Below are 22644 nucleotides of genomic sequence, written 5' to 3'. Positions count from 1 at the left end.
CATGACCTTGAGGGAGGCCGACATGGACAACGACGTCGTCGTCATCGGGGGCGGGGTGGGCGGCTGCGCGCTCGCCGTCCGCCTCGCCACGGCGGGTCTGGGCGTCACGGTGCTGGAGCGCGAGCGCGTCTACCGCGACCAGATCCGCGGCGAGGCGATCGCACCGTGGGGGTTCCGCGAGGCCGTCGAACTGGGCCTCGGCGACACGGTGCTCGGCACCGAGGGTGCGTCGGTGATCAGCCGGATGGTGCCCTACGACGAGATGCTGACCGTCGAACGGGCNCGCGCCGCCGCGATGGACCTGTCCACGGCCGTGCCCGGAGCCCCGGGGATCATCGGCGTGGGCCATCCGGAGCTGCGTGAGGCGCTGGCCACCGCCGCGGTCAAGGCCGGCGCGACCGTCGTGCGCGGGGTCGGGCGTTCCACGGTGGATCCGGGCCCGGCGCCCTCGGTCACCTACGAGCTGGACGGGGCGCACCACACCCTGCGCGCCCGGCTGGTCGTCGTCGCCGACGGCAAGAACTCCGCGACCCGCACGGCGCTCGGCATTCCGATCACGGTGACCACCCCGCGGGTGATGCTCACCGGGCTGCTCGTCGACGACGGCGGCGCGTGGGACCGCGCCGAGACGACGCTCGGCGTCGACGGACGCAACCAGTACGTCGTCGTGCCCCGCGGAGCCGACCTGATCCGGCTCTACATCGCCCGGCACGCGACCGACCCCGAGCGGTTCAACGGGCCCGAGCGGGTGGCGCGTTTCCTGGCGGCGTACCGCTCGCCGGCGCTGCCGTGCCCCGACGCGCTCGCCGAGGCCACCCCGGCCGGGCCGTGCGCGACCTTCCCCATGACCGACGCCTGGACCGACAACCCGCTGCGGCCCGGGATCGCGCTGCTCGGCGACGCCGCCGGCTGGAGCAACCCGGTCACCGCCCAGGGGCTGAGCATCACCCTGCGCGACACCCGGGTGCTCGCCGAGGCCCTGCTCGACACCCCCACCTGGACCCCGCAGACGCTGCGCGGCTACGCCGAGGAACGCGGCGAGCGGATGGCGCGGCTGCGCTTCGCCACCGCGCTGACCGATCTGCTGTCCGCGTTCGGCCTGCCCGAACGGGCGGCGAAGCGCCGGCGGATGACGAGGCTGCTGCGCGAGCGCCCGGACCTCGGCGCCGCGCTCGGTGCCGTCCACGCGGGCCCCTGGGCGCCGTCCGCCGCGGCGTTCTCCCCGGACATCCTCACCACCCTCGCCCTCGCCTGACCCGCCAGAGCCGCCGGGGCCGGGCTCAGGCGGTCGAGCGGACGTCGGCGGCCAGGCGGCGCAGGAACTCCTCGACCACGTCGACGAGCTCCCCGACCACCTCGCCGGGCGCGTCCGGGTTGAGCACGGCGGGCAGCTCGGTCTCGGCCGCNCCGGCGAAGCTGCGGGTGCTCAACCGGACCATCGACTCGAACACCGGGACCCCGAGGCTGGCGGCCTGGTGGATGTGGGGCCGCAGGAAGCTGGTCGGCTGCCCGCGGTAGTACTGGACCATCATGAGCACGACGCCGAGCACGCGCGGCTCGAGGCGTTTCGCCGCGGGATGCACGCCGGACTGCAGGTCCGCGACCCGGTTGTACTCCCAGACGTAGCGGCGCAGCTTGCCCAGCAGGTGCTCGATGCCGAGCGCGGAGAAGTTGTCCGGGCGGGCGGGGATGAGCACGTGGTCGCAGGCGGCGATCGCGGCGCGGGTCATCACCCCGAAGTGCGGCGGGCAGTCGATGAGGACCAGGTCGTAGCCGCCCATCCCGGGGGAGGCGAGCCCGGTGGCGAGGCGCTGGTAGACGTCGAAGTAGTGGCGGGTGGACCGGTGCGCCTGCGCCCCGCCCAGGTGGGCGGCGAGGTTCATCTCGATGTCGCCGAGGGACAGGTGCGAGGCAAGCAGGTCCAGCGTGCCGCCGCGCTCGGCGACGGCGGCGGCGACGACCGGCGGGGTCGTCACGTAGCTGGCCAGCGGCGGCGGCAGGGTCTCCGGCCGCCACGACTCGAACCACGCCTTGACGGTCCTGCGGTGCTCGGCGAGCTCGGTGCGCCAGACCTCCGGCTGGTAGAAGGAGAAGGTGAGGTTCGCCTGCGGGTCCAGGTCGATCAGCAGGACCCGCCGGCCCAGCCGGGCGATGGCGGCGCCGATGTTCGCGGTGAGCGTCGTCTTGCCCACCCCGCCCTTGTAGCTGGCGATCGCCACGACCTTCACCGCATCCTCGCTCCCGGTCGTGCGCCCCGCCCGACCGCGCGGTGACGTCTCCTCGTGCCTGGCCGGACCGGCAACTGCTCCGTGTCCGGCTCACAAGCAGACTACGGCCGCCGCGGATTCGGTCCCGTGGTCCGGGAAGAACCCCGGGAAGAACACCGCCGCGACGGCCCGCCGCGCCGGTCCACCCGGCTCGCGGGGTGGCCGGATCGGGCGATGGGCCCACGGCCCGATCCGGCGGCGCCGAGCCGCGCGCGAGCCCTGCGCGACGGCGCCGGGCGTCCTGCGCGCCGGCCCGCCCCGGCGGTGTGGGACCGGTGCGGACAGGCCCCTTCCGGCCGGTGCGGTGGCCGTATCGGGCGCCCCTGCGCGGCCGGTCACGGCTCCCGTTCGTCGCCGCGGCCGTCCAGGCAGCGGGAGAGCCAATCGGCTGCCGCGGCGAACTCGCGGTCCGACACCTGCGCGCGTACGGACGCGGCCACCCCGTCGGCCCGTGGATACGACCCGAGGAAGCGCACCTTCGGGCAGATCCGGTACAGCCCCATCAGGGCCTCACCGACCCGGCGATCGCTGGCATGCCCCTCGGCGTCGAGGGAGAAGCAGTACTGGCCGAGGCCCTCGCCGGTGGGCCGGGACTCGATCCGCATCAGGTTGACCCCGCGCACGGCCCACTCCTGGAGCAGCTCCAGCAGCGCGCCGGGGTGGTTCTCAGTCAGCCACGCCACCGCGGACGTCTTGTCCGCCCTGGTCGGCGCGGCGATGCGGCCGGGGCGGCCGACCAGGACGAAGCGGGTCGTGGCGTCGGCGGCGTCGTTGATGTCCGTCACCAGCGCCTCCAGGCCGTAGAGGCGGCCGGCGAACTCCCCGGCGAAGGCGCAGTCGAAGCGCCCGTCGCGGACCAGGCGCGCCCCCTCGGCGTTGGACGCGGCCGACTCCCACTCGGCGTGCGGCAGGTTCGCGGCGAGCCAGCGGCGCACCTGGGCCTGGGCGACCGGATGGCCGGTGACCGTCTTGACGTCCTCCAGGGTGGTGCCCGGCCGCACGAGCAGGGCGAAGCTGATCGGCAGCAGCACCTCCCGATAGATCATCAGGGGGCTGCCGGTGGCGAGCTCGTCGAGCGTGGTGGTCACGGCGCCCTCGACGGAGTTCTCGATCGGCACCAGCGCGCCGGCCGCGTCGCCGCTGCGTACCGCGTCCAGCGCCGCCGTCACGGAGGCGGAGGGAACCAGCTCGCCGGTCGCCGCCTCCGGCAGCGTCTGTAGCGCGGCCTCGCTGAAGGTCCCCTCGGGGCCGAGGTAGGTGTAGCGGGCCTGGGCAGGCAAGTCAGACCTCCTGGGACCGGATCGGGCAGCGCCCGTCGTCGGGCGCTGCGTGGAAGGTCGTGTGCTGCGTGGCGAGTCGTGTGCTGCATGGCTGGTCGTGTGCTGATGGGGTTGCGAGGATGGGTGGCGCGGACGGGGTTCAGAGGTGGCGCAGCAGCGCGGTGGGGTCCTCGACGGCGTCGGCGACGAAGCGCAGGAACGCCCCGGCGGTGGCGCCGTCGCACACCCGGTGGTCGAAGGTGAACGACAGCTGCACGACGCTGCGCACGGCCAGCGCGCCGTCCACCGCCCACGGCCGGGGGACGATCCGGCCGACCCCGAGCATCGCCACCTGCGGGTGAGCGATGATCGGCGTGGACCCGTCGACGCCGAAGACGCCGTAGTTGTTCAGCGTGAACGTGCCACCCGTCAGCTCGCCCGGGGTGAGCCGGCCCCCGCGGGCGGCCGCGGTCAGCCGGGTGAGCTCGGCGGCCAGCCGGGCCGTGGACATGTCCTCGGCGTGATGCACCACCGGCACGGCCAGCCCGCGCGGGGTCTGCGCGGCGAACCCCAGGTGGACGCCGCCGTGGCGGCGCACGCCGGTGGCGCGGCCGCCGGTGTCGGTGACGACGGAGGAGTTCAGCTCGGGCGCGCGCAGCAGCGCGGCGACGCAGACGCGGGCGAGGATCGCCAGCAGCCCGATCCTCGGTTCGGCACCGCCGGCGTTGAGGGCGTCGCGGGCGGCGAGCAGGCCGGTGGCATCGGCGTCGACCCAGCAGGTGGCGTCGGGCACCTCGCGCCGGCTGCGGGTGAACGTCTCCGCGGCCCGCCGCCCGATCGCGTCGAGGGGGACGACGGTGGCATCGGACTCGGCGGGGTGCGGCGCGGGGGCCTGCCTGTCCCCGACGGCGGCCTCGACGTCGCGGCGCATGATCAACCCGCCCGGGCCGGTGCCGGCCAGCCCCTGCAGGTCGACGCCGTGGTCGCGGGCGAGGCGGCGCACGAGCGGCGACACGACCGCGACCGCGGTCCGCGCGGCCGACCCCGACGGCTCCGACGAGCCGACCAGTCTCGCCGACCCGGCCGATCCCGCAGACCCGGCCGATCCCGCAGACCCGGCCGATCCCGCAGACCCGGCCGATCCCGCAGACCCGGCCGATCCCGCAGACCCGGCTGACCCGGACCGCCCGGACGATCGGGACGGCCCGGAGGGCATCGCCGGCCGCGGGGTCGGGATGGTGCCGACCCGTCGGCGGCGGGGCCGAGACGGCTCGGTGCTGACGCCGTAGCCGACGAGGATGTTCCCCGACCCCGACCCCGACCCCGAACCGGACCCGGTCCCCGACCCCGAACCGGACCCGGTCCCCGATCCGGAGCTGGCGGCGGAACCTGGGGCCGCGGGGGCCGTCGCCGGCTCGTCGACGGCCACGGTGATCAGCGCGGCGCCGACGGGGACGCCGGTGCCGGCGGGGCCGGCCAGCGAGGTGACGACGCCGGCGTAGGGGCAGGGCACCTCGACGACGGCCTTGGCGGTCTCCACCTCGGCGACGGGCTGGTCGACGGTGATGACGTCCCCGACGTCGACGAACCAACGGACCACCTCGGCGGAGGTCAGCCCCTCACCGAGGTCGGGAAGGGCGAAGGCGCGTACCGCGGCCACGGGCTCACTGCTCCCACTGGAGTCGGGCGACGGCGTCGAGGATGCGGTCGACGCTGGGCAGGTGGTGCTTTTCGAGCATGGGCGGGGGATAGGGGATGTCGTAGCCGGTGACCCGCAGCACGGGGGCGGCGAGGTGGTGGAAACACCGCTCGGTGACCCGGGCGGCGATCTCCGCGCCGACGCCGGCGAAGCCCGCCGCCTCGTGGACGACGACGGCGCGGCCGGTCGCGCGCACCGCCGCGCAGACCGTCTCGTCGTCGAACGGCACCAGCGAGCGCAGGTCGACGACCGCGAGGTCCCAGCCCTCCGCCCGGGCGGCCTGCGCCGCCTCCAGGCAGACGGGCAGCGACGGGCCGTAGGTCAGCAGGGTCGCCGAGGTACCCGGCCGGCGCACCATCGCCCGGCCGATCGGCGGCACCTGGGCCGTCGAGACCTCGGCCGGCGAGAAGTCCGCCGCCGACCAGTAGAGCCGCTTCGGTTCCAGGAAGACCACGGGGTCGTCCGAGGCGATCGCCGAACGCAGCAGCCCGTAGCTGTCGGCGACGGTGGCGGGGGTGACGACGTGCAGGCCGGGGGTGTGCGCGTAGTACGCCTCGCTGGAGTCGCTGTGGTGCTCCACGCCGCCGACGCCCCCGCCGTACGGCACCCGGATCGTGATCGGCAGGCCCATCCGTCCGCCCGTGCGGTTGCGCATCTTCGCCACGTGCGAGACGACCTGCTCGAACGCCGGGTAGGCGAAGGCGTCGAACTGCATCTCCACGACCGGCCGCAGCCCGTACATCGCCATGCCGACGGCGGTACCGAGGATGCCCGCCTCGGCCAGCGGGGTGTCCAGGCAGCGCTGCGCCCCGAACTCGGCGGCCAGCCCGTCGGTGACCCGGAACACACCGCCGAGCGTGCCGACGTCCTCGCCGAGGACGTGGACGCTGGCGTCCTCGCGCAGCGAGTCACGCAGCGCCGCGTTGAGGGCCGCCACCATCGTCGTGCTCATCGGGCCTCGTCCTCGGCGTCCGTGGCGGCGGCGAGGGCGGCGTCGGCGTCCGCGTCGAGGCGTGCCGCGAGCTCGGCGGCCTGCTCGCGCAACTGGCTCGTCGGCCGCGCGTAGACGTGGGTGAACAGGGAGTCAGGGTCGGGATCCGGCGGGTTGTCGAACTGGGCGCGGATCTCGCCGGCGAGGACCTCGGCTGCCTTCGCGGCGGCGGCCACGCCCGCATCGTCGAGCAGCCCCGCGGCGCGCAGATGCCCCTCCAGCAGCGTCAACGGGTCGCGGGCCCGCCAGGCGTCGACCTCGGCCGCGCTGCGGTAGCGGGTCGCGTCGTCGGCGTTGGTGTGCGCGTCCAGCCGGTAGGTGACCGCCTCGACGAGCACGGGTCCGCGGCCCGAGCGGGCGTGCTCGACCGCCGCGGACAGCACGCTGTGCATCGCCAGCGCGTCGTTGCCGTCGACCAGGCGGCCGGCGATGCCGTAGCCCACCGCCTTGTGGGCGAGCGACGGCGCCGCGGACTGGCTGGCCAGCGGCACGGAGATCGCGTAGCCGTTGTTCTGGACGAGGAACACCACGGGTGCGCCCAGCACCCCGGCGAAGTTCAGCGCCTCGTGGAAGTCGCCCTCGCTGGTGCCGCCGTCGCCGACCAGGGCGAGCGCGACCAGGTCCTCGGCCGCGGCGGGATCCGTCGCCGCGCGCAGGCGGGCGGCGTGGGCCAGGCCCACCGCGTGGGGCGCCTGGGTGGCCAGCGGCGTCGACAGCGGCGCGATCCGGTGCTCGTACGGGTCGTAGCCGCTGTGGGCGTGCCCACGCATCAGCGTCAGCGCGTCCAGCGGCCGCACGCCCCGGGCCACCACCGCGAGGGTGTCGCGGTAGCTCGGGAACAGCCAGTCCACCTCCCGCAGCACCATCGCCGCGGTGATCTGGNAGGCCTCCTGGCCGGTGGACGCGGGGTACACGGCGAGCCGACCCTGCCGGGTCAGCGTGGTGGCCTGCTGGTTGAAGCGGCGGCCGAGGACCAGCCGGCGGTACAGATCGCGCTGCAGCTCGGCGTCGAACGTCTTGGCCGCCGGTGTGCCGAGGATGCGCACCGGCTCGGGATCGGGCAGTAACGGCGCGGGGTCACGGCGCGGGCCGTGGGAGTGCGGGGGCCCGACGAGGCCGGGTGCGGTGCTGTCGTCGAGGACGGTCATGGGCCACCTTCGGGACTCGGTGGTGGAAGGGGGATGGCTGCCTGCCCAGGCCGGCGCTGCCTCAGGCCGGCGCTGCCCAGGCCGGCGCTGCCCAGGCCGGCGCTGCCCCGGCGGGGGCCGTCGCGGGCTTCCCGCGTCGCGCTACCGGGCCTCGCGCTGTCGGCCTCGCGGCGGCCTCGCTGCAGTACGCGGCCTGGCGACGCGCCGGCGTGTCCTGCTCCTGTGCCGCGTCCTGTCCCGGGGCTGCGACACGGCTTGGGGTGGCGCCACGGCTCAGGGGCGTGCCATGGCTCGGGGGTGCGTCACGGCCTGCGCCGCGATTGCTGCCAGGCGGCGTCCGGGTGGACACCGGGCAGGGTCAGACGGAGGACGCCGTGGCAGCGTGCGGTCCGGCCCGAGAGGGTCCGGCTCGCCGGCAGGCCCGGTTCGGGTGCCGTCGGTGGTCACGATCCGTCTCCGCTCACCTACTTCGCTCTGGGTGGACTCCGGTGCATTCCTGGAGTCCGCATCCGCGCTGTGGCCGGCCTCTGCGATCGATTTTCCACCGCCGGTCGACACTTGGATCGTGGCGATAATCACCTTGGGTTGACTGTGCGGCGTGACTTGTTGCGCGGCCCACCTTCTACGTCGTGTAGAAAGGAGGCTGTGGGCGCGGTCGAGACCGGTGGAATGGTGGCGGAACGGCCATTACGGCGTCCCTCGGCCGAGCCCTCGAAGTTGCGGCATGCCCAGCTGTCAACGGGGGTGAGGTTTCGATCCGCCGGCTCCCCGCCGCGGTCGAGAGGGCGCGCGGATAGGGCGGAGAAGGCGGATCGGCGGAGAAGGCGACGACGGCAGGTGCCGGCGAGGGAGGTGGCTAGCCGAGAGCCCCGGTCTGTTGCAGCAGCGTCAGCGCGTCGGCGATGGCCCAGTGCTCGAACATGAGCCCGTCCCGGTAACGGGTGAGGTCCATGACGGCGAACTCGACCGGCCGGCCGGAGGCGGGAACGCCAAACCACTCGCCGGTGTGCCGACCACGGAACACCTTGTGGGTGGAGACGACATCGCCCGCACCGATGCAGTGCAGGAGTTCGACCTGGAAGTCCGAGAATGCCGCGTGCAGGGCCTCGGTGGCCACGCGCACACCGTCCCGGTCGGGACTCTGCCCCGGGCTCGCCGTGTGATTGCGGAAGTCGGTGTGCACGAATTCCTCGACGAGGTCCGNCCTGCCCTGACNCTGCACCAGCTCGACGAAGGAACGCATGCGCTCGGTGTTGGAGCCCGATTCGGCCACGTGGCCTCACCCGTCTCGGCAGCAGGAGCAATGTGTGTACCGCGGGAATACGTGCCCGATCGTACCCGCGGCCACACCTCGGCGGCCCGGCCGGAAGCCGGGACAAGCAGGAAGCCGGGACAGAAGGAAGCCGGGACGGCAAATGGTCAGGCGTTGATCGCGCCCCCGGCGAGCAGGCCGGCGAGCAGGACGGCGACGGCGATGCGATAGAGGATGAAGGCGTTGAAGTTGTGCCGGGCGACGTACTTGAGCAGCCACGCGATGGAGGCGTACGCGACGACGAAGGAGACCAGCGTGCCCACCGCGAGCGGCGCGGCCGAGACGCCGCCGCCGACGGCGTCCTTCAGTTCGTACAGACCGGCGCCGGTCAGCGCCGGGATGGACAGGAAGAACGACAGCCGGGTGGCGGCGACCCGGTCGAGGTCGCGGATGAGACCGGTGGAGATCGTCGCACCGGATCGGGAGAAGCCCGGGAAGAGCAGGGCGAGGATCTGCGAGGTTCCGACGATCATGGCGTCGGGCAGCGAGATGTCGTCCTCGCCGCGCTTGTGCCGGCCGTACTGGTCGGCGAACCACATCAGCGCGCTGCCAGCGAGAAGTGAGGCGGCGACGACCCACAGTGAGGCGAGCGGTCCGTCGATGAGGGGCTTGGCGGCCAGCCCGACGAGGACGACGGGGATCGTCGCGTAGATGACCCACCAGGTGAACGTGTAGTCGTGGTTCGCCCGCGCCGCCGGGTTGGCCAGGCCACGGCCCCAGGCGGTGACGAAGCGGCGGATGTCGGCGAAGAAGTAGACGAGGACGGCCGCGATCGCGCCGACCTGGATGACGGCGGTGAAGCCGACGACCGCCTTGTCGTCCACCTGGATGTCCATCAGCCCCTCGGCGATCTTCAGGTGGCCGGTGGAGGAGATCGGGAGGAACTCGGTCAGTCCCTCGACGACGCCGAGGATGATGGACTGTCCGACGCTGATCGCGCTCACGTGATGGCTGTCCTAGTTGGTCTCGGTGCGGTGCTCGGCCCGGGATGCGGTGCTCGGCCCGGGATGCGGCGCGGGTCCGGGAGGCGGCGCCGGTTCGAACGGCGGCACAGGTCTGGGATGCGGCACTGGCCCGGGCTCGCTGCCGCGGGCGGGCGGAGCCTGACCGGCAGCATGGTAGATCACTGGTCGTGTGAGGATGATGTGACCCCCCCGGGTGCCTGCCCGGTGCGCGCCCGGCGGTGGGCGCGGTACTCGCGCAGCACCGGTATGGCCGACAGCACCACGATCACCAGGGACACCGGAATCATGTAGCGCTCGATGGGGATGGTCTGGCCCAGCGCGTAGCCGAGCAGCGTCACTCCGGCGGCCCACAGCAGCCCGCCGATCAGGTTGAACGTCGTGAACACCCGCACCGGCATCCGCACGACGCCGGCCAGCGGATTGAGGAACGTCCGGACGACCGGCACGAACCGGGCGAGCAGGACGGCCTTGCCGAATCCGTACTTGTCGAGCACCCCGCGGGCCTGCTCGACGTATTCCTGCCGGAAGAACCGGGAGTTCGGCCGGTCGAACAGCCGCGGCCCGGCCCGCCGGCCGACGAGATAGCCGGTCTGCGCNCCCGCGACCGCCGCGACACAGGTGCCGAGCAGCACCGTGGGCAGGTGCAGGTGGGGCCCGGACGCGGCCGCGTCGCCGGCGCAGAAGGCCCCGGCGAGAAATAGCAGCGAATCACCCGGCAGGAAGAATCCCACGAACAGACCGGTCTCCGCGAAGATGACGACCATCAGGCCGAGAAGTCCGACGGAGGACACGATCGATGACGGATCGAGAATATTCAGCGCGATATCGCTGGACACGACAGATCCCTCTCACCCGGGCGGCGACACGACGGCAGCGGGAGAGACCGATCACCGACCCGCCGCCCCCCACCCTGCCGGGACGACGATGTGAAGGCCGTGTGAGCGTCGATTCCCGGCTGGGCAGGCGGGCGGCCGGGAATGCGGGCGGTCCGTTTCACCGCGCGGNGGTGCGGGCCTGCCGGCGGTATCCGTGGACGACCAGCAGGACGAGCGCGCCGAACAGGATCGCCGAGGCGCCGGCGGTGCCGTAGGCGAGGCCGCCCTTGGCCGTCGGCTTGGTGAGCAGATCGCCCAGGGTCGCGCCCATCGGGCGGGTCAGCACGAAGGCCGACCAGAACAGCAGCGTGGTCGGGAGGCGGCGGCTGTACCAGGCGACCGCGATGACCGCGAGCAGGGACCAGATCAGCGCCGCTCCGCCGGCATAACCGAGGCCCGAGCTGTCGGACAGGAAATCGCCCAGCGAGGTTCCCAGCGTGTTCGACAGCAGAATGGCGGTCCAGTAGAGCAGTTCGCCCCGGAAGGTAACGNGCCGGGTGATGTCGAAGGTGTGTCCGGAGCGCCACCAGGCCGCGAACAGCAGCAGGAGCAGNGCGAGCAGCATCGCCGCGCCGCGGGGATAGCCCAGGCCGAGGGTGCGGTTGGCGAAGTCCGACATGGTGGTCCCGGCCATGCTGGTCGCCAGGATGACCGTCCAGTAGAGCCCGGGATGCAGACGGTCGGCGCGGACCTNGGCCGTCAGGCTGGCGAGGAACAACGCGATGAAGATGATCGAACTGGCGGCGTAGCCGACCTTCATGGTCTGGGCCAGCAGATCGCCGCCGGTCTCGCCCAGGGTCGTCGCGATGATCTTCGTGATCCAGAACAGCAGGGTGACCTGGGGGATCTTGCTGGCCGCGGGCAGGGCTCGGGCGGCGGCGCCCGGCCGGCGCCGCTGCCCCGGGACCCCGGCGGGCGGGGNGCCGTCCGCCGGAGCGGGCGCCGCCGGCGCCGGATCCTCAGGACCCATCGCGGCACTCTCCGCCGCGCCGGGATCCGAGAACGTGCTCCGAGTGACTGTTCATGCACCCAAGGTAGGGGCCGCGGATGTGAAGAGCATGAAGCCGGACCGTCACAGACGCCGGAAAGTGCCCGCTTCGGCCGAGCATCCGGACGGCGCCACCCGGACCGGCCGGCGTCGCGACCGGCCGGTCCGTGCTATGAGTCGGTCCGTGCTACCAGTCGGTCCGTGGCTGCAGCGCGCGGTCCTGCGGGACCTCCGGTCGGGTGGGCTCCGGGATGACCGCGGGTGGGACCTCATGGCGCTGGATGTCGCGGCGGGTGACGGCGACGTAGGCGACGAGAGCCACGATCAGGACGGTGGCGATGGCGCTGACGACCCCGTCGCCGAGGCCGACCCCGGTGCGGTCGTGCGGCTTGCCGAGCCAGTCGGCGAACGAGGCGCCGAGCGGGCGGGTGACGATGTAGGCCAGCCAGAACGCGGCGACCTCGGACAGCCCGAACCGCCACCAGGCGATCGCCGGCAGGGCGATGATCACCGCGAACATGATGCCGGAGGGCAGGAAACCGAGGTGCAGCGTGCTCGCCGTCAGGTCCCCGAGGGCGGTGCCGAGCGCGAAGGTCGCGAGCACGGTGCACCAGTAGTAGGTCTCCCGGCGGCGGGTGACGATGCTGTGGATGGACAGCGTCCCCTCGCTGCGCTGCCACCGGTAGAACACCGCGGCCAGGACGATGGCATAGAAGATCGTCGTGCCGACGTGGCCGAGCGGCGGGCCGTCGGCGGCCATGGTGCCGAAGACGGCCAGCATCACCACGGCGAACCAGTAGATCGGCGCCTGGTAGCGCCGCGACCGGAACTGCAGCCAGAGCGCGGCGACGAAACCGAGCAGGCCGATCGCCGCCGCCAGCACCAGGTTCACCCCGGCGAGGAAGTCCGCGGTGGCCTCACCCATCCCGGTGGTGAGGATCTTGATGACCCAGAACAGGGCCGTGATCTCGGGGACCTTGGGCGCGAGGGGCTCACGGCCACGGATCCGGCGGTGGGACTTCGACCGCATCGAGTGCTCTTTCCGGGTGGGGGACAGGGGCTGGTCTGCCGCGGCGGAGCCGACGAGGGTACCGCCTGCAGAACATCACGCAGCGCGTGTGAGGAGCGTGTGAGAGCAACCCCCTCGTCGTCGCGCAGGGGCGCGACCCACCGGTGCGACCCACCGGCGCGACCCACCGGCGCGACGCGCGTCGCGCCGCCGGCTCGGTATGGGCAAAACGGGGTGCCCCGGTTCTTCCCGCCTTCTAGCATTGGGATCCGTTTCGGCCGTCCGGCCGTTCTCGGGGATTGGCGGGGACATTCTCGTGCGAGGTCATGTTCGGCGCCGACTGCTTGCCGTGCTCTGCGTTCTGGGCGGCGTCCTGGTCCTCGCCTGCTGGCTGGTGGCGGCCCTTTCGCCGGTGCCCTTCGGCTGGGCGGTGGCGGGCGGGGTGAGCGTCGTCGCCGTCCAGTATCTGGTCGCGCCGTGGGTCATCGCCTGGCTCGTTCCGGCAACGGAGCTCGCCCGCACGGCCGACGGTTACCGCAGCGACGAGCCGGTGGCCGCGATCGTCGCGCGGCAGTGCCAGGCGGCGGGCCTGCCCCTGGTCCGGCTCGGCATCGTCGACGACGGCGATCCGAACGCCTTCACCTTCGGCCGCACCCGCCGCGACAGCCGGGTGTGGATCTCCCGCGGGCTGCTGGACCGTCTCGACGACCGCGAGGTCGAGGCGGTCGTGGCGCACGAACTCGGCCACGTCGCGCACCGGGACGTGGCCGTGATGACCGTGGCCAGCCTCATCCCGATGGTCCTTTACTTCGCGACGGCCGGCGGGCGCGCGGCGAACGGGTCGGGCGGCAACGACGTCAACCGGCTGCTGGCCTTCGCCGCCTACCTCGTCGCGCAGCTCGCGCTGCTCGGTTTCGCCCGGGCGCGCGAGCTCGGCGCCGACCACGCCTCCTGCCGCGCCACCGGCGATGGCGACGCGCTGTGCTCCGCGCTGGTGCGCATCGCCTACGGCATCGACGAGGTGGGCCGCGAGCGGGCCGCGCGGATCGCCGCGCTGCGCGCCGACGACGAGAAGCGCCAGGCCCGCCGCCTCGCCCGTCGGGGGGCCCGGCTCCGGTCGACCGGCGCGCTGGGGATCGCCGGTCCGGGCGGCCTGCCCGCCGCCGGGCTGCTCGGCCCGGGACTGCCGCCCGAGCGCATCGCCGCGGCAATGCGCTGGGAGAACACCAGCCCGTGGGCCCGCTGGCAGGAACTGTTCGCCACCCATCCGCTCGTCGTGCACCGCATCGCCGCCCTCGAGCGCAGCGGCCTGCCGGGCGCCCCGACGCGCTGGGGGGCGGTGCGCGTGGCCGCGGCGGCGCGGCCGGGGGAGCGGGCCGTGGCCCGCGGCCGGTTCCTGGTGGAACTCCCCATCTACCTGGTCGGCTGGGCGTGCCTGTTCGCCGCCTTCACCCTCTCCCAGCACAACCCGGACGTCGGCGGCCCGCGGACGGTCGCGGCGCTGGTCGCCGCCGGCGGGCTGCTGCTGGTCGTCCGCGCGGCGCTGCGCAGCCCGCTGGGCGCGCCCGAGCCCGTGGACGAGGCCGCGAGCCTGCTCGAACGCCTCGACGCCGGACCGGTCGGCGCCGTGCCCGTCAGTCTGCGGGGCCGGATCGTCGGGCGGGGCGGCTACGTGGCCTCCCCGGACTTCGTCCTCGCCGACGACAGCGGCCTCGTGCCGATCGTCTACCTCCAGCCGTTCCCCGGCGCGCGGACCTTCTTCGGGCTGACCGGGGCGGACGCCTTCGTGGACGAGGAGGTGCTGGTCACCGGCTGGTTCCTGCGCGCACCTGGCCCGTACGTCGAGCTGCGCTCGATCGTCGCGGCGTCGGGGCACACCGCCCGAAGCTGGCAGTTCGTCGCCCGCTACGCGCTGTCGTCGGCCGTGTTCCTCGCCGGCTGTGTCCTGCTCGCCACGAGCCTCTAGCCACCCGGCCGGAGTCCGCAACGACTCCCGAGATGATCAGGATTCGCTGGTGGGCACGAGCTCGAGGACGTGGAGGTGGTCGCGGGCGGCCCGGATCGCGGCGGGCGCGGAGTCGAACATCTGGCCCCGCCCGTGCAGGCGGTCGAGCAGTCCGATGGCGGCCAGCGGGCCGGTGTGCTCCGGGCGAAGACCGCAGAGGTAGACGGTGATACCGCGGTGTTCGAGCCGGTCGATGACGTTGCGCAGAACGGTCGCGCCGGTGCTGTCGATCGTGCTGACGCGGGAGAGCCGCAGGACGAGGACCCTGATGGGGGCGACCTCGGAGAGTTCGGACAGGAAACGGTGGGCGGCGGTGAAGACCATCGGCCCGTCGATGCGGTAGACGACGATGTGCTCGGCGAGCAGCGTGTACTCGGCCTCGTGATGGTCGTCGGGGTCGAGGGGCACCTCCTCGAGGCGGGCGCTGCGGGCGATCTGCCGCAGGGCCAGGGCGCCGGCGGCGGCGAGTCCGAGCAGGACGGCGACGACGAGGTCGAAGGCCAGGGTCGCACCGGCCGTGAGGACCAGCACGGCGGCGTCGGAGCGGGAGGCGCGGGCGAGGGCACGCACCGCGGAGATCTCGACCATCCGCAGGGCGGTCGCGAGGAGCACCCCGGCGAGCGCGGCGAGGGGGATGCGCGCGACGACCGGCGCGGCGACGAGCATGATCGCGGCAAGGGTCACGGCGTGGGTGAGGGCGGCGAGCCGGGAGGACGCGCCCGAGCGGACATTGACGGCGGTGCGGGCGATCGCTCCGGTGGCGGGCACCCCGCCGAACAGCGCAACGGCGAGGTTGGCCAGGCCCTGGCCGAACAGTTCACGGTCCGGGTCGTGCCGCTCTCCGACGGTCATCGCGTCGGCGACGCTGGCCGAGAGCAGGCTCTCCAACGCCGCCAGCGCGGCCACCGCCACGGCGGCGGAGGCCAGGGACGGCACCGCGGTGAGATCGAGGAACCCAAGGGAGGGACGGGGCAGGGTGGCGGGCAGCGCGCCGAGCGTTGCGACCTCCCCGCCGCCGACCGCGACCACGATCGTGGCGACGGCCACGGCGAGCAGCGAGAACGGAATCGTAGGCCACCGCCGGGAGCCGGCGAGCATGCTCACCGCGACCCCGGCCGCGATCGCGAGCGCGGTCCAGTCCGGGTGGTGGGCGAAGTCCACCACGGCCTCCCAGGCCACCAGGGCCACCTTGTCCCCGTCGCGCGCGTGGACCCCCAGGGCGGCCGGCACCTGCTGAAGAAAGATCACCGCGGCGATGCCGGCGGTGAAACCTTCCACGACCGGGACCGGGACGTAGCGCACGGCCCGTCCGGCGCGCAGGAACGCGAGCCCGAGCAGGAGGATCCCGGCCAGCAGCCCGACGGTCAGCACCCCGGCAGGGCCGTGCCGGTGCGCGATCGGGACCAGCACGACGGTCATCGCCCCGGTGGGACCGGACACCTGGAGGTTCGACCCGCCGAAGATCGCGGCGACGGCGCCCGCGACGATGGCGGTCGCCAGGCCGGCGGACGCCCCCAGGCCGGAGGCGACGCCGAAGCCCAGTGCCAGGGGCAACGCGACGACGGCGACGGTGAGCCCCGCGAGCAGGTCCCGGCCGGGCCGGCGCCGCATGCGCGCCACCTCGGCTCGCCCGGGCAACAGCCGCCGCAGCGACGCCCCCCGAGCCAGACCGACCGCGCGGCCGCGGGCCACGTGGGTGATCGAGCGTTCGGACCATCCGGTCGATCTCATGGCGTGGATCGACACCTCCCTCGTCGATGAGATGAGAAATTGAAAGATTCTTCATAACATGAAGCCGCGAAAGTCGTGGAAGCCGCGGAACTCCGACGCAGAGAATTCGACGCCGGGAAGCCGACGCCGGGAAGCCGTGAAGAGGAGGACCTTCTACTCGGAGACGGACAGGGCGTGCAGGGCGGCCGCGGCGACGGCGGGAGTGAGCCGCGGGTGCTCCAGCGGCGGTAGCAGCCGGCCGGGCGGCGTCTGACCGACCAGCGCGTGCACGGCGGCGACCCGGGCCGAGAACGTGATCGGGCGACGGGCCGTCAGCGCCGCGCGCAGCAACCCGGGAAGCGCGTGCAGCGGCCGGGGACCCGACGTGGCGCGGGCCAGCGGCGGGGGCGCCTCCGGCCGGGTGCGCAGCACCGGAGCCTGCTCGGGCGGCGACGCCAGGCCGAGGAGATCCACGATCAGATCGAGCCGGCCGGCCAGGTCATGTAGCGGTTGGATGCCGTAGGCGACGGGGTCGTACAGGGTGAGGTCGTGGATGCCGGTGCCGACGAGCAGCCCGGCCAGATCCCCGCCCCGGCGCGGATCCACCAGGGCGATCCGCGCCCGCTCCGGCGCGATGCCCCGCCCGCGCAGATGCGTCAGGACCGCCGCCGCGGCCGCCACCGCGAGACCGTCGTTCACCGTGTCGAGCAGCAGATGGGGGGTCGGCTGCACCACCGCGGCGGAGCGCAGCGCGGCGCGGACGGCGTCGATGTGGCTGACGTGGGTGTGGACCAGCACCGTGGCGGCGAATCCGGGTGCGAGCATGCCGATCGCGAGGCCCAGGTCCGCGGCGTCCCGGGCGGCGATGGGCATCGGGATGACGTCGAGACCGGTCGCCCGGTGCAGGTGGGCCGCCTGGGATTCGACCGCTGGCAGGGCCGCCTCGGCAGCGAGCGGCTCGAAGTCCAGCACGGCGCTGGCGTCGGAGAGCAGCGCCACCCGGCGGGGTCGCCCGGTGAACAGGTCGGTGTGGGTCGGGTGGGTGGCCAGGTGGCGGATCACCCGCCGGTCCGCGTCCGCGTCGAGGAGCGCGAGATCGTGCCCNGTGGTCANNGNNGNGNACAGGGACTGGGTGAGCTTGCCCGTCGACGCGACGACGAAGACCGGGTCCTCCACGCGCAGGAGATCCGCCCCGAGTCGCTCCCGCAGCGTCCGCATCAGCCAGCTCAGGGTCGACCCGCTGTCCGCGTCCAACGTGACCCGGCGGCCGCCCCCCGGATCCGGCTCGTCCGCATGGCAGAGCACCGGCCCCGGCGCCGCGGCGATCACCGTGTCGATGACGGGCCGCGCCCCGGACGGCACCCAGATCATCACGCTGAACGCGGCGTTCACCCCCGCCGCCCCCGCGGCTCCCGACACCGTCACGCCCGGCCCGCGAACATCGGCGCATGCCGCCGTGCCCCGGCGCATCCCGTTCTCACGACGCGCTCGCCTCGGCTTCCCGCAACTCGGCCAGCAGCCCCGCCTGTCCGGCCGCCATCTCCGTCAGGATCCGGCGCGCCGCCCGCATCAGCTCGGCCACGTCCCCACCGGCGAGCGCATACACCACCGTCGGACCTTCCCGCGTCGCCGTGACGATTCCCGACCTGCGCAGCACCGCGAGCTGCTGGGACAGGTTCGACGACTCCACCTCGATCGCCGCCAGCAGGTCCCGCACGGGCATCGGCCCGTCCTGCAACAGCTCCAGAACCCTGATGCGCACCGGATGACCCAGCATGCGAAAGAACTCCGCCTTCGCCTGGTACAACGGCACCCGCCCCGTCACCCGCCGCCCCTCTCGCACGTCCGTCTCGGTGGGCGGGGCTCATCTCCGGCTCGCCCGAGATGAGCATCTCGCTAGTTGCAGAATTTTTCAACTTCTGTGTCCCGGCGGCTGTCGCGGCCAGGGTGTCCCCGGCAGTGGTGACGGCGCAGGTCGGCGCAGGTCGGGTCTGGTGGAGATCGACGCAGGCCGGGGATCCGCCCGGACGCGTGGTGCGGTTGCGCGGAACACAACGTTCGGCGGAACACAACGTTCGGCGGAACACAACGTTCGGCGAGGCCGCGGCCGGGGGAACGCCCCCGGCGCGCGGTGTTCGAGACGTGACGAGATGATCAGGAGCCGGTGGGCAGGAGCTCGACGACGGGGATGAGGCGGGTCACGGCCGCCTGCAGTTCGGTGAACTGCGGGTAGCGGGCGGCCTGGCGGGCGTACATCTCGTCGCGCTTCGCGCCGTGCACCTCCGTGGCCGTGACCTGCAGCGTCCGGCCCTCGACCTCGATGGTCGCCTGCGGGTTCGCGCGCAGGTCGTGCAGCCAGCGCGGGTCCTCGTCGACGCCCGGGTTCACGGCGTAGACGAAGTACCGGTCGGCGTCGGCGTAGAAGTTCAGCGGGCTCACATGCGGCGTCCCGTCGGCCTCCGCGCCACTGATCAGCAGCAGCAGCGTGGCCCCCGTGTACTTTCCGGCGGGTCGGCCGCCATTGGCCCGGAACTCGTCGACGAAGTCGCTGATCTCCTGCGTGGTGAACATTTTCTGGCTCATCGGTTCGCCTTTTCTCCTGGTGCCGCGAACCGCGCGGGAGGGATCGGCCGCCGGGCCGGCAGCGCGCGTTCACCGGGCGCGGCGCGCGCGTTGCCGTCGCCGACGGGAGGAGTCGCAAGCCGATGGCGCTCGCCGCGCGGACAGACATCCGGGATACGTCCGGCCCTCGGCCCGCCGCGGTGGGACGTCCTTCACGCCGCCGACGTCAGAACCGTGGCCAGGGCCTTTGCGTGGGACCGGCCGGCGAACCGGCTGGGGAGTGGCCGGTCCCACGCCTCGGAGTGGTATGTGCGAACCGTCAGGAGGTGCGGGGGGATCTCAGGTGGTGCGGGGGGATCTCAGGTGGTGCGGGGGAAGTTGTAGAGCGTCCGCGCGTTGGTCTCGACCATGCGCAGGGCCTCGTCGTCGGGGACGTTGATCAGCGCCTCGGTGAGCAGCTTGCGGGTGTTCGGCCAGTTGCTGTCGGAGTGCGGGTAGTCGCTCTCGAACATGATGTTGTCGACGCCGATGCGGTGGCGCGCCTCGATGCCGGCCTCGTCGACGATGAAGCACCCGTAGATGTGGTCGCGGAACAGCTCGCTGGGCCGCACCTCGGTGTTGACGTCGTTGTACCAGCGGTGANGCTCCCACACGTAGTCGATGCGCTCGAGCATGTACGGCATCCAGCCGATGCCACCCTCGGACAGCGCGATCTTGATCTGCGGGAAGCGGTGGAAGACGGGGGAGAGCAGCAGCTCGGAGGTCGCCGACATGGAGTTCAGGCCGAACAGCGAGATCGCGACGGTGAAGTTGGTCGTGGCCGCCTCGGGGGAGNACTGCGGCGACCCGCCGGAGCCGAAGTGCAGGCAGATCGGCAGGCCGGTCTCACTGGCGGCGGTGAGCACCGGGTCCCAGTGGGTGGTGTGCCAGGACGGCAGGCCGAGGCGGTCGGGCAGCTCGGGGAAGGTGATGCTGCGCGCGCCCTTGGCGGCGGTCCGCCGGATCTCGGCGGCGGCGGCCTCGACGTCCCAGTAGGGCACCATCATCAGCGGGATCTGCCGGTCGGGCGCGGCGGCGCACCACTCGTCGAGGATGAAGTCGTTGTACGCGCGCACGGTCTCGGTGGNGAGCGCCAGGTCCTGCGAGGCGGCGAGCACGCTGCCGGCGAAGCCGGCGAAGTTCGGGAAGCAGAGCTGCGCGTGGATACCTTCCTCGTCCATGTCCCGCAGCCGATCGGCGATGCGGTAGCAGCCCGGTAACATGTCGTCGTAGCTGCGGGGGTCCAGACCGTAGTCCTTCGGGCTCTTGCCGGCGACCGCGTTGAGGGCGAAGTTGCCGGCGCGGCGGCCCTCGTAGATCCACCAGTCGTTGCCGTCCTCGGCGCGCTCGATGCGCGGGCAGACGTCCTGGTACTTCGCGGGCATGCGATCGAGCCAGACGCGTGGGTGCTCGATCACGTGATCGTCTACCGAGACGATCTGGGCGTTGGCGGGCAGCATGTGATCCTCCTAGGGGACAACGGCCGATCCGCTCCGTGGAGAAGTCCCGATCTTCTGACAAGTACGTCACATTTTCAGGAGCAGCGCAAGGGGCGGNCGACAACGTCAGAGCGAGCGAATCTGACGACCGCGTCGCAACACGACCGAGGTGGGAGGCCGGCGAGGACCGGCGGCGACGGCGGCGCGCTGCCCACGGGCCGGTCGGCGCAGGCGTGTTGTGCCCGCGGGAGCGGGTAGCGCTGACCCGTCGGCCCCGGCCGGGCCGGCCGCGGTGGTCGCCGGCCGGCGACCAGCCGGATGTCCCGGTTCATCCCGGAGGCGTCCCCATCGGACGACAACGGTCGGCTCATCCCGAAGCGAGACGGAGACCTGGCATGGCGATCAAGCTGGCGGAGCGGGAGCGCGCACAGGCGGCGACGCTGCCCGAGGACGACATCGTGGGAGTTCTGCTCGCGCAGCACGCGCGGATCCGCGACCTGTTCGCGGCGGTCGGTATGCAGCGTGGCGAGCCCCGCAGGAGGGCGTTCGGCGAGCTGCGGGCGCTGCTCGCCGTGCACGAGACGGGCGAGGAGATGGTGCTGCGGCCGGTGTCGCGCCGGTCGGCCGGCCCCGACGTCGTGCGGGCCCGCAACCACGAGGAGAAGCAGGCGGCGAAGGTGCTGGCCGCCCTCGAGAAGCTCGACGTCACCGGCCCGGACTTCGACCGCCAGCTCGCGGCGCTCGAGCAGGCGGTGTCGGATCACGCCGAGCGCGAGGAGCTCGAGGAGTTCCCGGCGGTGCGGGCGGCCACCAGCCAGGACGAGCGGCGCAAGCTCGGCCGGCAACTGCGCGCGGTCGAGAGCCTGGCGCCGACCCACCCCCACCCGAGCACGGTGGGCTCCCCCCTCGCCCAGTGGGCGGTCGGCCCGTTCGCGTCGCTGGTCGACCGGGCCCGCGACGCCCTGCGCCACAGGTAGACGCCCTGCGCCACAGGTAGTAACAGGTAGTAGCCGCACCGGTGGTCGGCGGGTCTCAGATCCGCCCTCCGCCGCGGCCGGACAGGGCGCGCCGCGCGCCGCGGGCGTGATCGAGCCAGCCGGCGGCGCCGCGCAGGACCGGGGTCTCGTCGCCCCGGCCCGTGCTGACGCCGACGAGCCATTCGCGCAGGACCGTGCTCGTGGCCACGGCGGGAACCCAGCCGAGCTCCCGGCGGGCCCGCCCCGTGTCCATGAGCGGGACGCCGCGGGCGAGGTCGATCCAGCCGGGGCTCACGGGCGCCAGCCGGGCCCGGTAGGCGGCGCCGACCGCGGCGCGCAGCAGCGCCGGCGGCAGGGGGATCCCGCGCCCGCCGAGCATGTCGGGCAGCGTCTCCGGCGTGATCGGCGGGTCCGCGGCGATGTTGTAGGCGCCGCGGGCCGCCGGGCTGGTGGCGGCGGCCGCGAAGGCGGCGGCGGCGTCGCGGGAGTGCACCACCTGGAACGTCAGCCCGCGCACGGCCGGGACGACCGGCAGCCGACCCTCGCCGGCGCCGAGGAGGCGCAGCAGGCCGAGCGGCGCCAGCGGGCCGAGGAAGTACCGGGCCTGCGACTGCGCCGCGGCGGCGGACAGCACGATCGCCGGGCGCAGGCGGGACACCCGGATCCCCGGATGATCGGCTTCGAGGCTGTCCAACAGGTGTTCCACGGCGACCTTCTGGACGCTGTACGGGGAGGTCTCGATCCCCGTAATCGGCCAGTTCTCGTCGACCGGCCGGTGGGACTCCCGGGGGTGGTAGGCGCCGACCGACGAGGCGTACACCAGCGCCGGCACCCCGGTGGCCAGCGCCGCCGCGAACACCCGTTCGCTCCCCGCGACGTTCGTGGCCTCGGTGCGGACCGTCGCCCGCTCAGGTTGGATCAGCCAGGCCAGGTGCACGACCGACGCGCAGCCGCGGAACGCCTTCTCCAGCTCGCCGAAGGCCCCGGGGCGCGCCACGTCGAGCGCCAGCCAGCGGACCTTGCCCCGCTGGACACCGGAGGACGGGACACCGGAGGACGGGCGACCGCGGGACGGGCGACCGCGGGACGGGGAACCGGGCGGCGGGCGGCGGGCGATCGCGACGACCTCCTCGACCCGCCGGTCGGCCGCCAGCTCGCGGACCAGGTGAAAACCGATGTTGCCGGACGCTCCGACGATGGCGATGCGCATCCTGTTCCCGTGCCCCGCCCGCGGCCATCAACCCGTGCCAGAACCTGTCCGTACGATCGCGTCGTGGCCGACGCTCTCGCTCAGCTCGATGACTACCTCACCGCCCGCCGTCCCGAGTTCGAGGATCGGCTCACCCGCCTCGNCGGGATTGCCGGCGTCAGCGCCGATCCCGCCCACCAGCCCGACATC

15 protein-coding genes and 15 pseudogenes are annotated in these 22644 nt (G+C 73.4%); 4 read left to right on the top strand and 26 right to left on the bottom strand.

The genetic code is table 11. From position 1 onward, the window contains the following. Position 1 precedes the first annotated feature (1 nt). Together FF86_RS47865 and FF86_RS13625 are read left to right on the top strand one after the other, a co-directional pair. Positions 2–282: pseudogene (locus tag FF86_RS47865) on the top strand (FAD-dependent oxidoreductase); the annotation flags it as partial. 1 nt (position 283) lies between these two features. Then, positions 284–1255 (top strand): NAD(P)/FAD-dependent oxidoreductase (locus FF86_RS13625; RefSeq protein WP_242418720.1); only part of this gene is annotated, 972 nt, incomplete at its 5' end. A 25-nt stretch (positions 1256–1280) separates the two neighbouring features. On the opposite strand, the pseudogene FF86_RS47860 reads toward FF86_RS13625, so the two are convergent. From FF86_RS47860 to FF86_RS13575, 16 genes and pseudogenes are all read right to left on the bottom strand, one after another. Beyond that, positions 1281–1406: pseudogene (locus tag FF86_RS47860) on the bottom strand (ParA family protein); the annotation flags it as partial. A 1-nt stretch (position 1407) separates the two neighbouring features. Beyond that, on the bottom strand, positions 1408–2228 hold an 821-nt coding region (locus FF86_RS13620), incomplete at its 3' end, for a ParA family protein (RefSeq protein ID WP_242418719.1). A 374-nt stretch (positions 2229–2602) separates the two neighbouring features. Next, positions 2603–3547 carry a prephenate dehydratase gene (gene pheA / locus FF86_RS13615; RefSeq protein WP_044886365.1) on the bottom strand — a complete coding sequence of 315 codons (945 nt, stop codon included), beginning with the start codon at positions 3545–3547 and terminating at the stop codon, positions 2603–2605. Between the two features lie 139 nt (positions 3548–3686). Next, complete coding sequence (locus FF86_RS13610) at positions 3687–5186, bottom strand: dihydrolipoamide acetyltransferase family protein (protein ID WP_055866543.1); 1500 nt, start codon at positions 5184–5186, stop codon at positions 3687–3689. A gap of 4 nt (positions 5187–5190) precedes the next feature. Further along, positions 5191–6177: an alpha-ketoacid dehydrogenase subunit beta gene (locus FF86_RS13605; protein WP_044886363.1), complete on the bottom strand. Its 987-nt coding sequence runs from the start codon at positions 6175–6177 to the stop codon at positions 5191–5193. Beyond that, positions 6174–7098: pseudogene (locus tag FF86_RS13600) on the bottom strand (thiamine pyrophosphate-dependent enzyme); the annotation flags it as partial. The gene FF86_RS13605 and the pseudogene FF86_RS13600, both read right to left, overlap by 4 nt. A gap of 1 nt (position 7099) precedes the next feature. Continuing rightward, positions 7100–7364 (bottom strand): annotated as a pseudogene (locus FF86_RS47855) (pyruvate dehydrogenase (acetyl-transferring) E1 component subunit alpha); the annotation flags it as partial. Between the two features lie 856 nt (positions 7365–8220). Further along, positions 8221–8567, bottom strand: a pseudogene (locus FF86_RS13595) (ester cyclase); the annotation flags it as partial. Positions 8568–8783: 216 nt separating this feature from the next. Next, entirely contained in the window at positions 8784–9620 is an 837-nt protein-coding gene (locus tag FF86_RS13590; RefSeq protein WP_044886361.1) for an undecaprenyl-diphosphate phosphatase, read from the bottom strand. Between the two features lie 179 nt (positions 9621–9799). Continuing rightward, positions 9800–10237: pseudogene (locus FF86_RS47850) on the bottom strand (DedA family protein); the annotation flags it as partial. A gap of 1 nt (position 10238) precedes the next feature. Continuing rightward, positions 10239–10405: pseudogene (locus FF86_RS47845) on the bottom strand (DedA family protein); the annotation flags it as partial. 241 nt (positions 10406–10646) lie between these two features. Beyond that, positions 10647–11007 (bottom strand): annotated as a pseudogene (locus FF86_RS47840) (hypothetical protein); the annotation flags it as partial. Between the two features lies 1 nt (position 11008). Continuing rightward, positions 11009–11069 (bottom strand): hypothetical protein (locus FF86_RS62370; protein ID WP_255355787.1); only part of this gene is annotated, 61 nt, incomplete at its 3' end. A gap of 1 nt (position 11070) precedes the next feature. Beyond that, positions 11071–11209: pseudogene (locus FF86_RS62365) on the bottom strand (hypothetical protein); the annotation flags it as partial. A 1-nt stretch (position 11210) separates the two neighbouring features. Continuing rightward, positions 11211–11381: pseudogene (locus FF86_RS62360) on the bottom strand (hypothetical protein); the annotation flags it as partial. Positions 11382–11691: 310 nt separating this feature from the next. Beyond that, entirely contained in the window at positions 11692–12534 is an 843-nt protein-coding gene (locus tag FF86_RS13575; RefSeq protein ID WP_044886359.1) for a membrane protein, read from the bottom strand. A gap of 295 nt (positions 12535–12829) precedes the next feature. Here FF86_RS13575 and FF86_RS13570 point away from each other — a divergent pair, with 295 nt between their 5' ends. Next, entirely contained in the window at positions 12830–14479 is a 1650-nt protein-coding gene (locus tag FF86_RS13570) for a zinc metalloprotease HtpX (protein ID WP_044886358.1), read from the top strand. A 36-nt stretch (positions 14480–14515) separates the two neighbouring features. Here the strand turns inward: FF86_RS13570 and FF86_RS13565 are convergent, their stop codons facing one another. The 9 genes and pseudogenes from FF86_RS13565 to FF86_RS47805 form a co-directional block, all read right to left on the bottom strand. Further along, the gene (locus FF86_RS13565) at positions 14516–16129 is read right to left on the bottom strand and encodes a SulP family inorganic anion transporter (RefSeq protein WP_370657261.1); all 1614 of its coding nucleotides are present in this window, start codon (positions 16127–16129) and stop codon (positions 14516–14518) included. A 273-nt stretch (positions 16130–16402) separates the two neighbouring features. Then, the coding region (locus FF86_RS13560) for a malic enzyme-like protein (RefSeq protein WP_242418718.1) at positions 16403–17332 on the bottom strand (930 nt) is incomplete at its 5' end. Between the two features lie 15 nt (positions 17333–17347). Further along, positions 17348–17653 (bottom strand): annotated as a pseudogene (locus FF86_RS47825) (malic enzyme-like protein); the annotation flags it as partial. Positions 17654–17705: 52 nt separating this feature from the next. Continuing rightward, positions 17706–18071, bottom strand: a complete 366-nt coding sequence (locus FF86_RS13555) for a helix-turn-helix transcriptional regulator (protein ID WP_255355783.1) — start codon at positions 18069–18071, stop codon at positions 17706–17708. Between the two features lie 311 nt (positions 18072–18382). Continuing rightward, a complete protein-coding gene (locus tag FF86_RS13550; RefSeq protein WP_044886356.1) occupies positions 18383–18811 on the bottom strand; it encodes a nitroreductase/quinone reductase family protein in 429 nt (142 codons plus the stop codon). A gap of 338 nt (positions 18812–19149) precedes the next feature. Next, positions 19150–19432, bottom strand: a pseudogene (locus FF86_RS47820) (amidohydrolase family protein); the annotation flags it as partial. A gap of 1 nt (position 19433) precedes the next feature. Continuing rightward, positions 19434–19624: pseudogene (locus FF86_RS47815) on the bottom strand (amidohydrolase); the annotation flags it as partial. A gap of 1 nt (position 19625) precedes the next feature. Then, positions 19626–19916, bottom strand: a pseudogene (locus FF86_RS47810) (amidohydrolase family protein); the annotation flags it as partial. A gap of 1 nt (position 19917) precedes the next feature. Further along, a pseudogene (locus FF86_RS47805) lies at positions 19918–20289 on the bottom strand (amidohydrolase); the annotation flags it as partial. Positions 20290–20663: 374 nt separating this feature from the next. Here FF86_RS47805 and FF86_RS13540 point away from each other — a divergent pair. Continuing rightward, on the top strand, positions 20664–21245 hold the full coding sequence (locus tag FF86_RS13540) for a hemerythrin domain-containing protein (RefSeq protein WP_044886354.1): 582 nt from the start codon (positions 20664–20666) through the stop codon (positions 21243–21245). Positions 21246–21300: 55 nt separating this feature from the next. Here FF86_RS13540 and FF86_RS13535 read toward each other — a convergent pair whose 3' ends face one another. Then, entirely contained in the window at positions 21301–22455 is a 1155-nt protein-coding gene (locus tag FF86_RS13535; RefSeq protein WP_044886353.1) for an NAD-dependent epimerase/dehydratase family protein, read from the bottom strand. Positions 22456–22644 lie beyond the last annotated feature (189 nt).

Source organism: Frankia sp. CpI1-P (assembly GCF_001421075.1).
Taxonomy (GTDB): Bacteria; Actinomycetota; Actinomycetes; order Frankiales; family Frankiaceae; genus Frankia; species Frankia torreyi.
This window is presented reverse-complemented; position numbering and strand designations above follow the sequence as displayed.

Coding starts and splice junctions, on each gene's coding strand:
- FF86_RS13605 (WP_044886363.1), bottom strand. CDS start 6,177: ATGAGCACGACGATGGTGGCGGCCCTCAACGCGGCGCTGCGTGACTCG.
- FF86_RS13575 (WP_044886359.1), bottom strand. CDS start 12,534: ATGCGGTCGAAGTCCCACCGCCGGATCCGTGGCCGTGAGCCCCTCGCG.
- FF86_RS13565 (WP_370657261.1), bottom strand. CDS start 16,129: ATGCGGCGCCGGCCCGGCCGGGACCTGCTCGCGGGGCTCACCGTCGCC.
- FF86_RS13550 (WP_044886356.1), bottom strand. CDS start 18,811: ATGAGCCAGAAAATGTTCACCACGCAGGAGATCAGCGACTTCGTCGAC.
- FF86_RS13540 (WP_044886354.1), top strand. CDS start 20,664: ATGGCGATCAAGCTGGCGGAGCGGGAGCGCGCACAGGCGGCGACGCTG.
- FF86_RS13535 (WP_044886353.1), bottom strand. CDS start 22,455: ATGCGCATCGCCATCGTCGGAGCGTCCGGCAACATCGGTTTTCACCTG.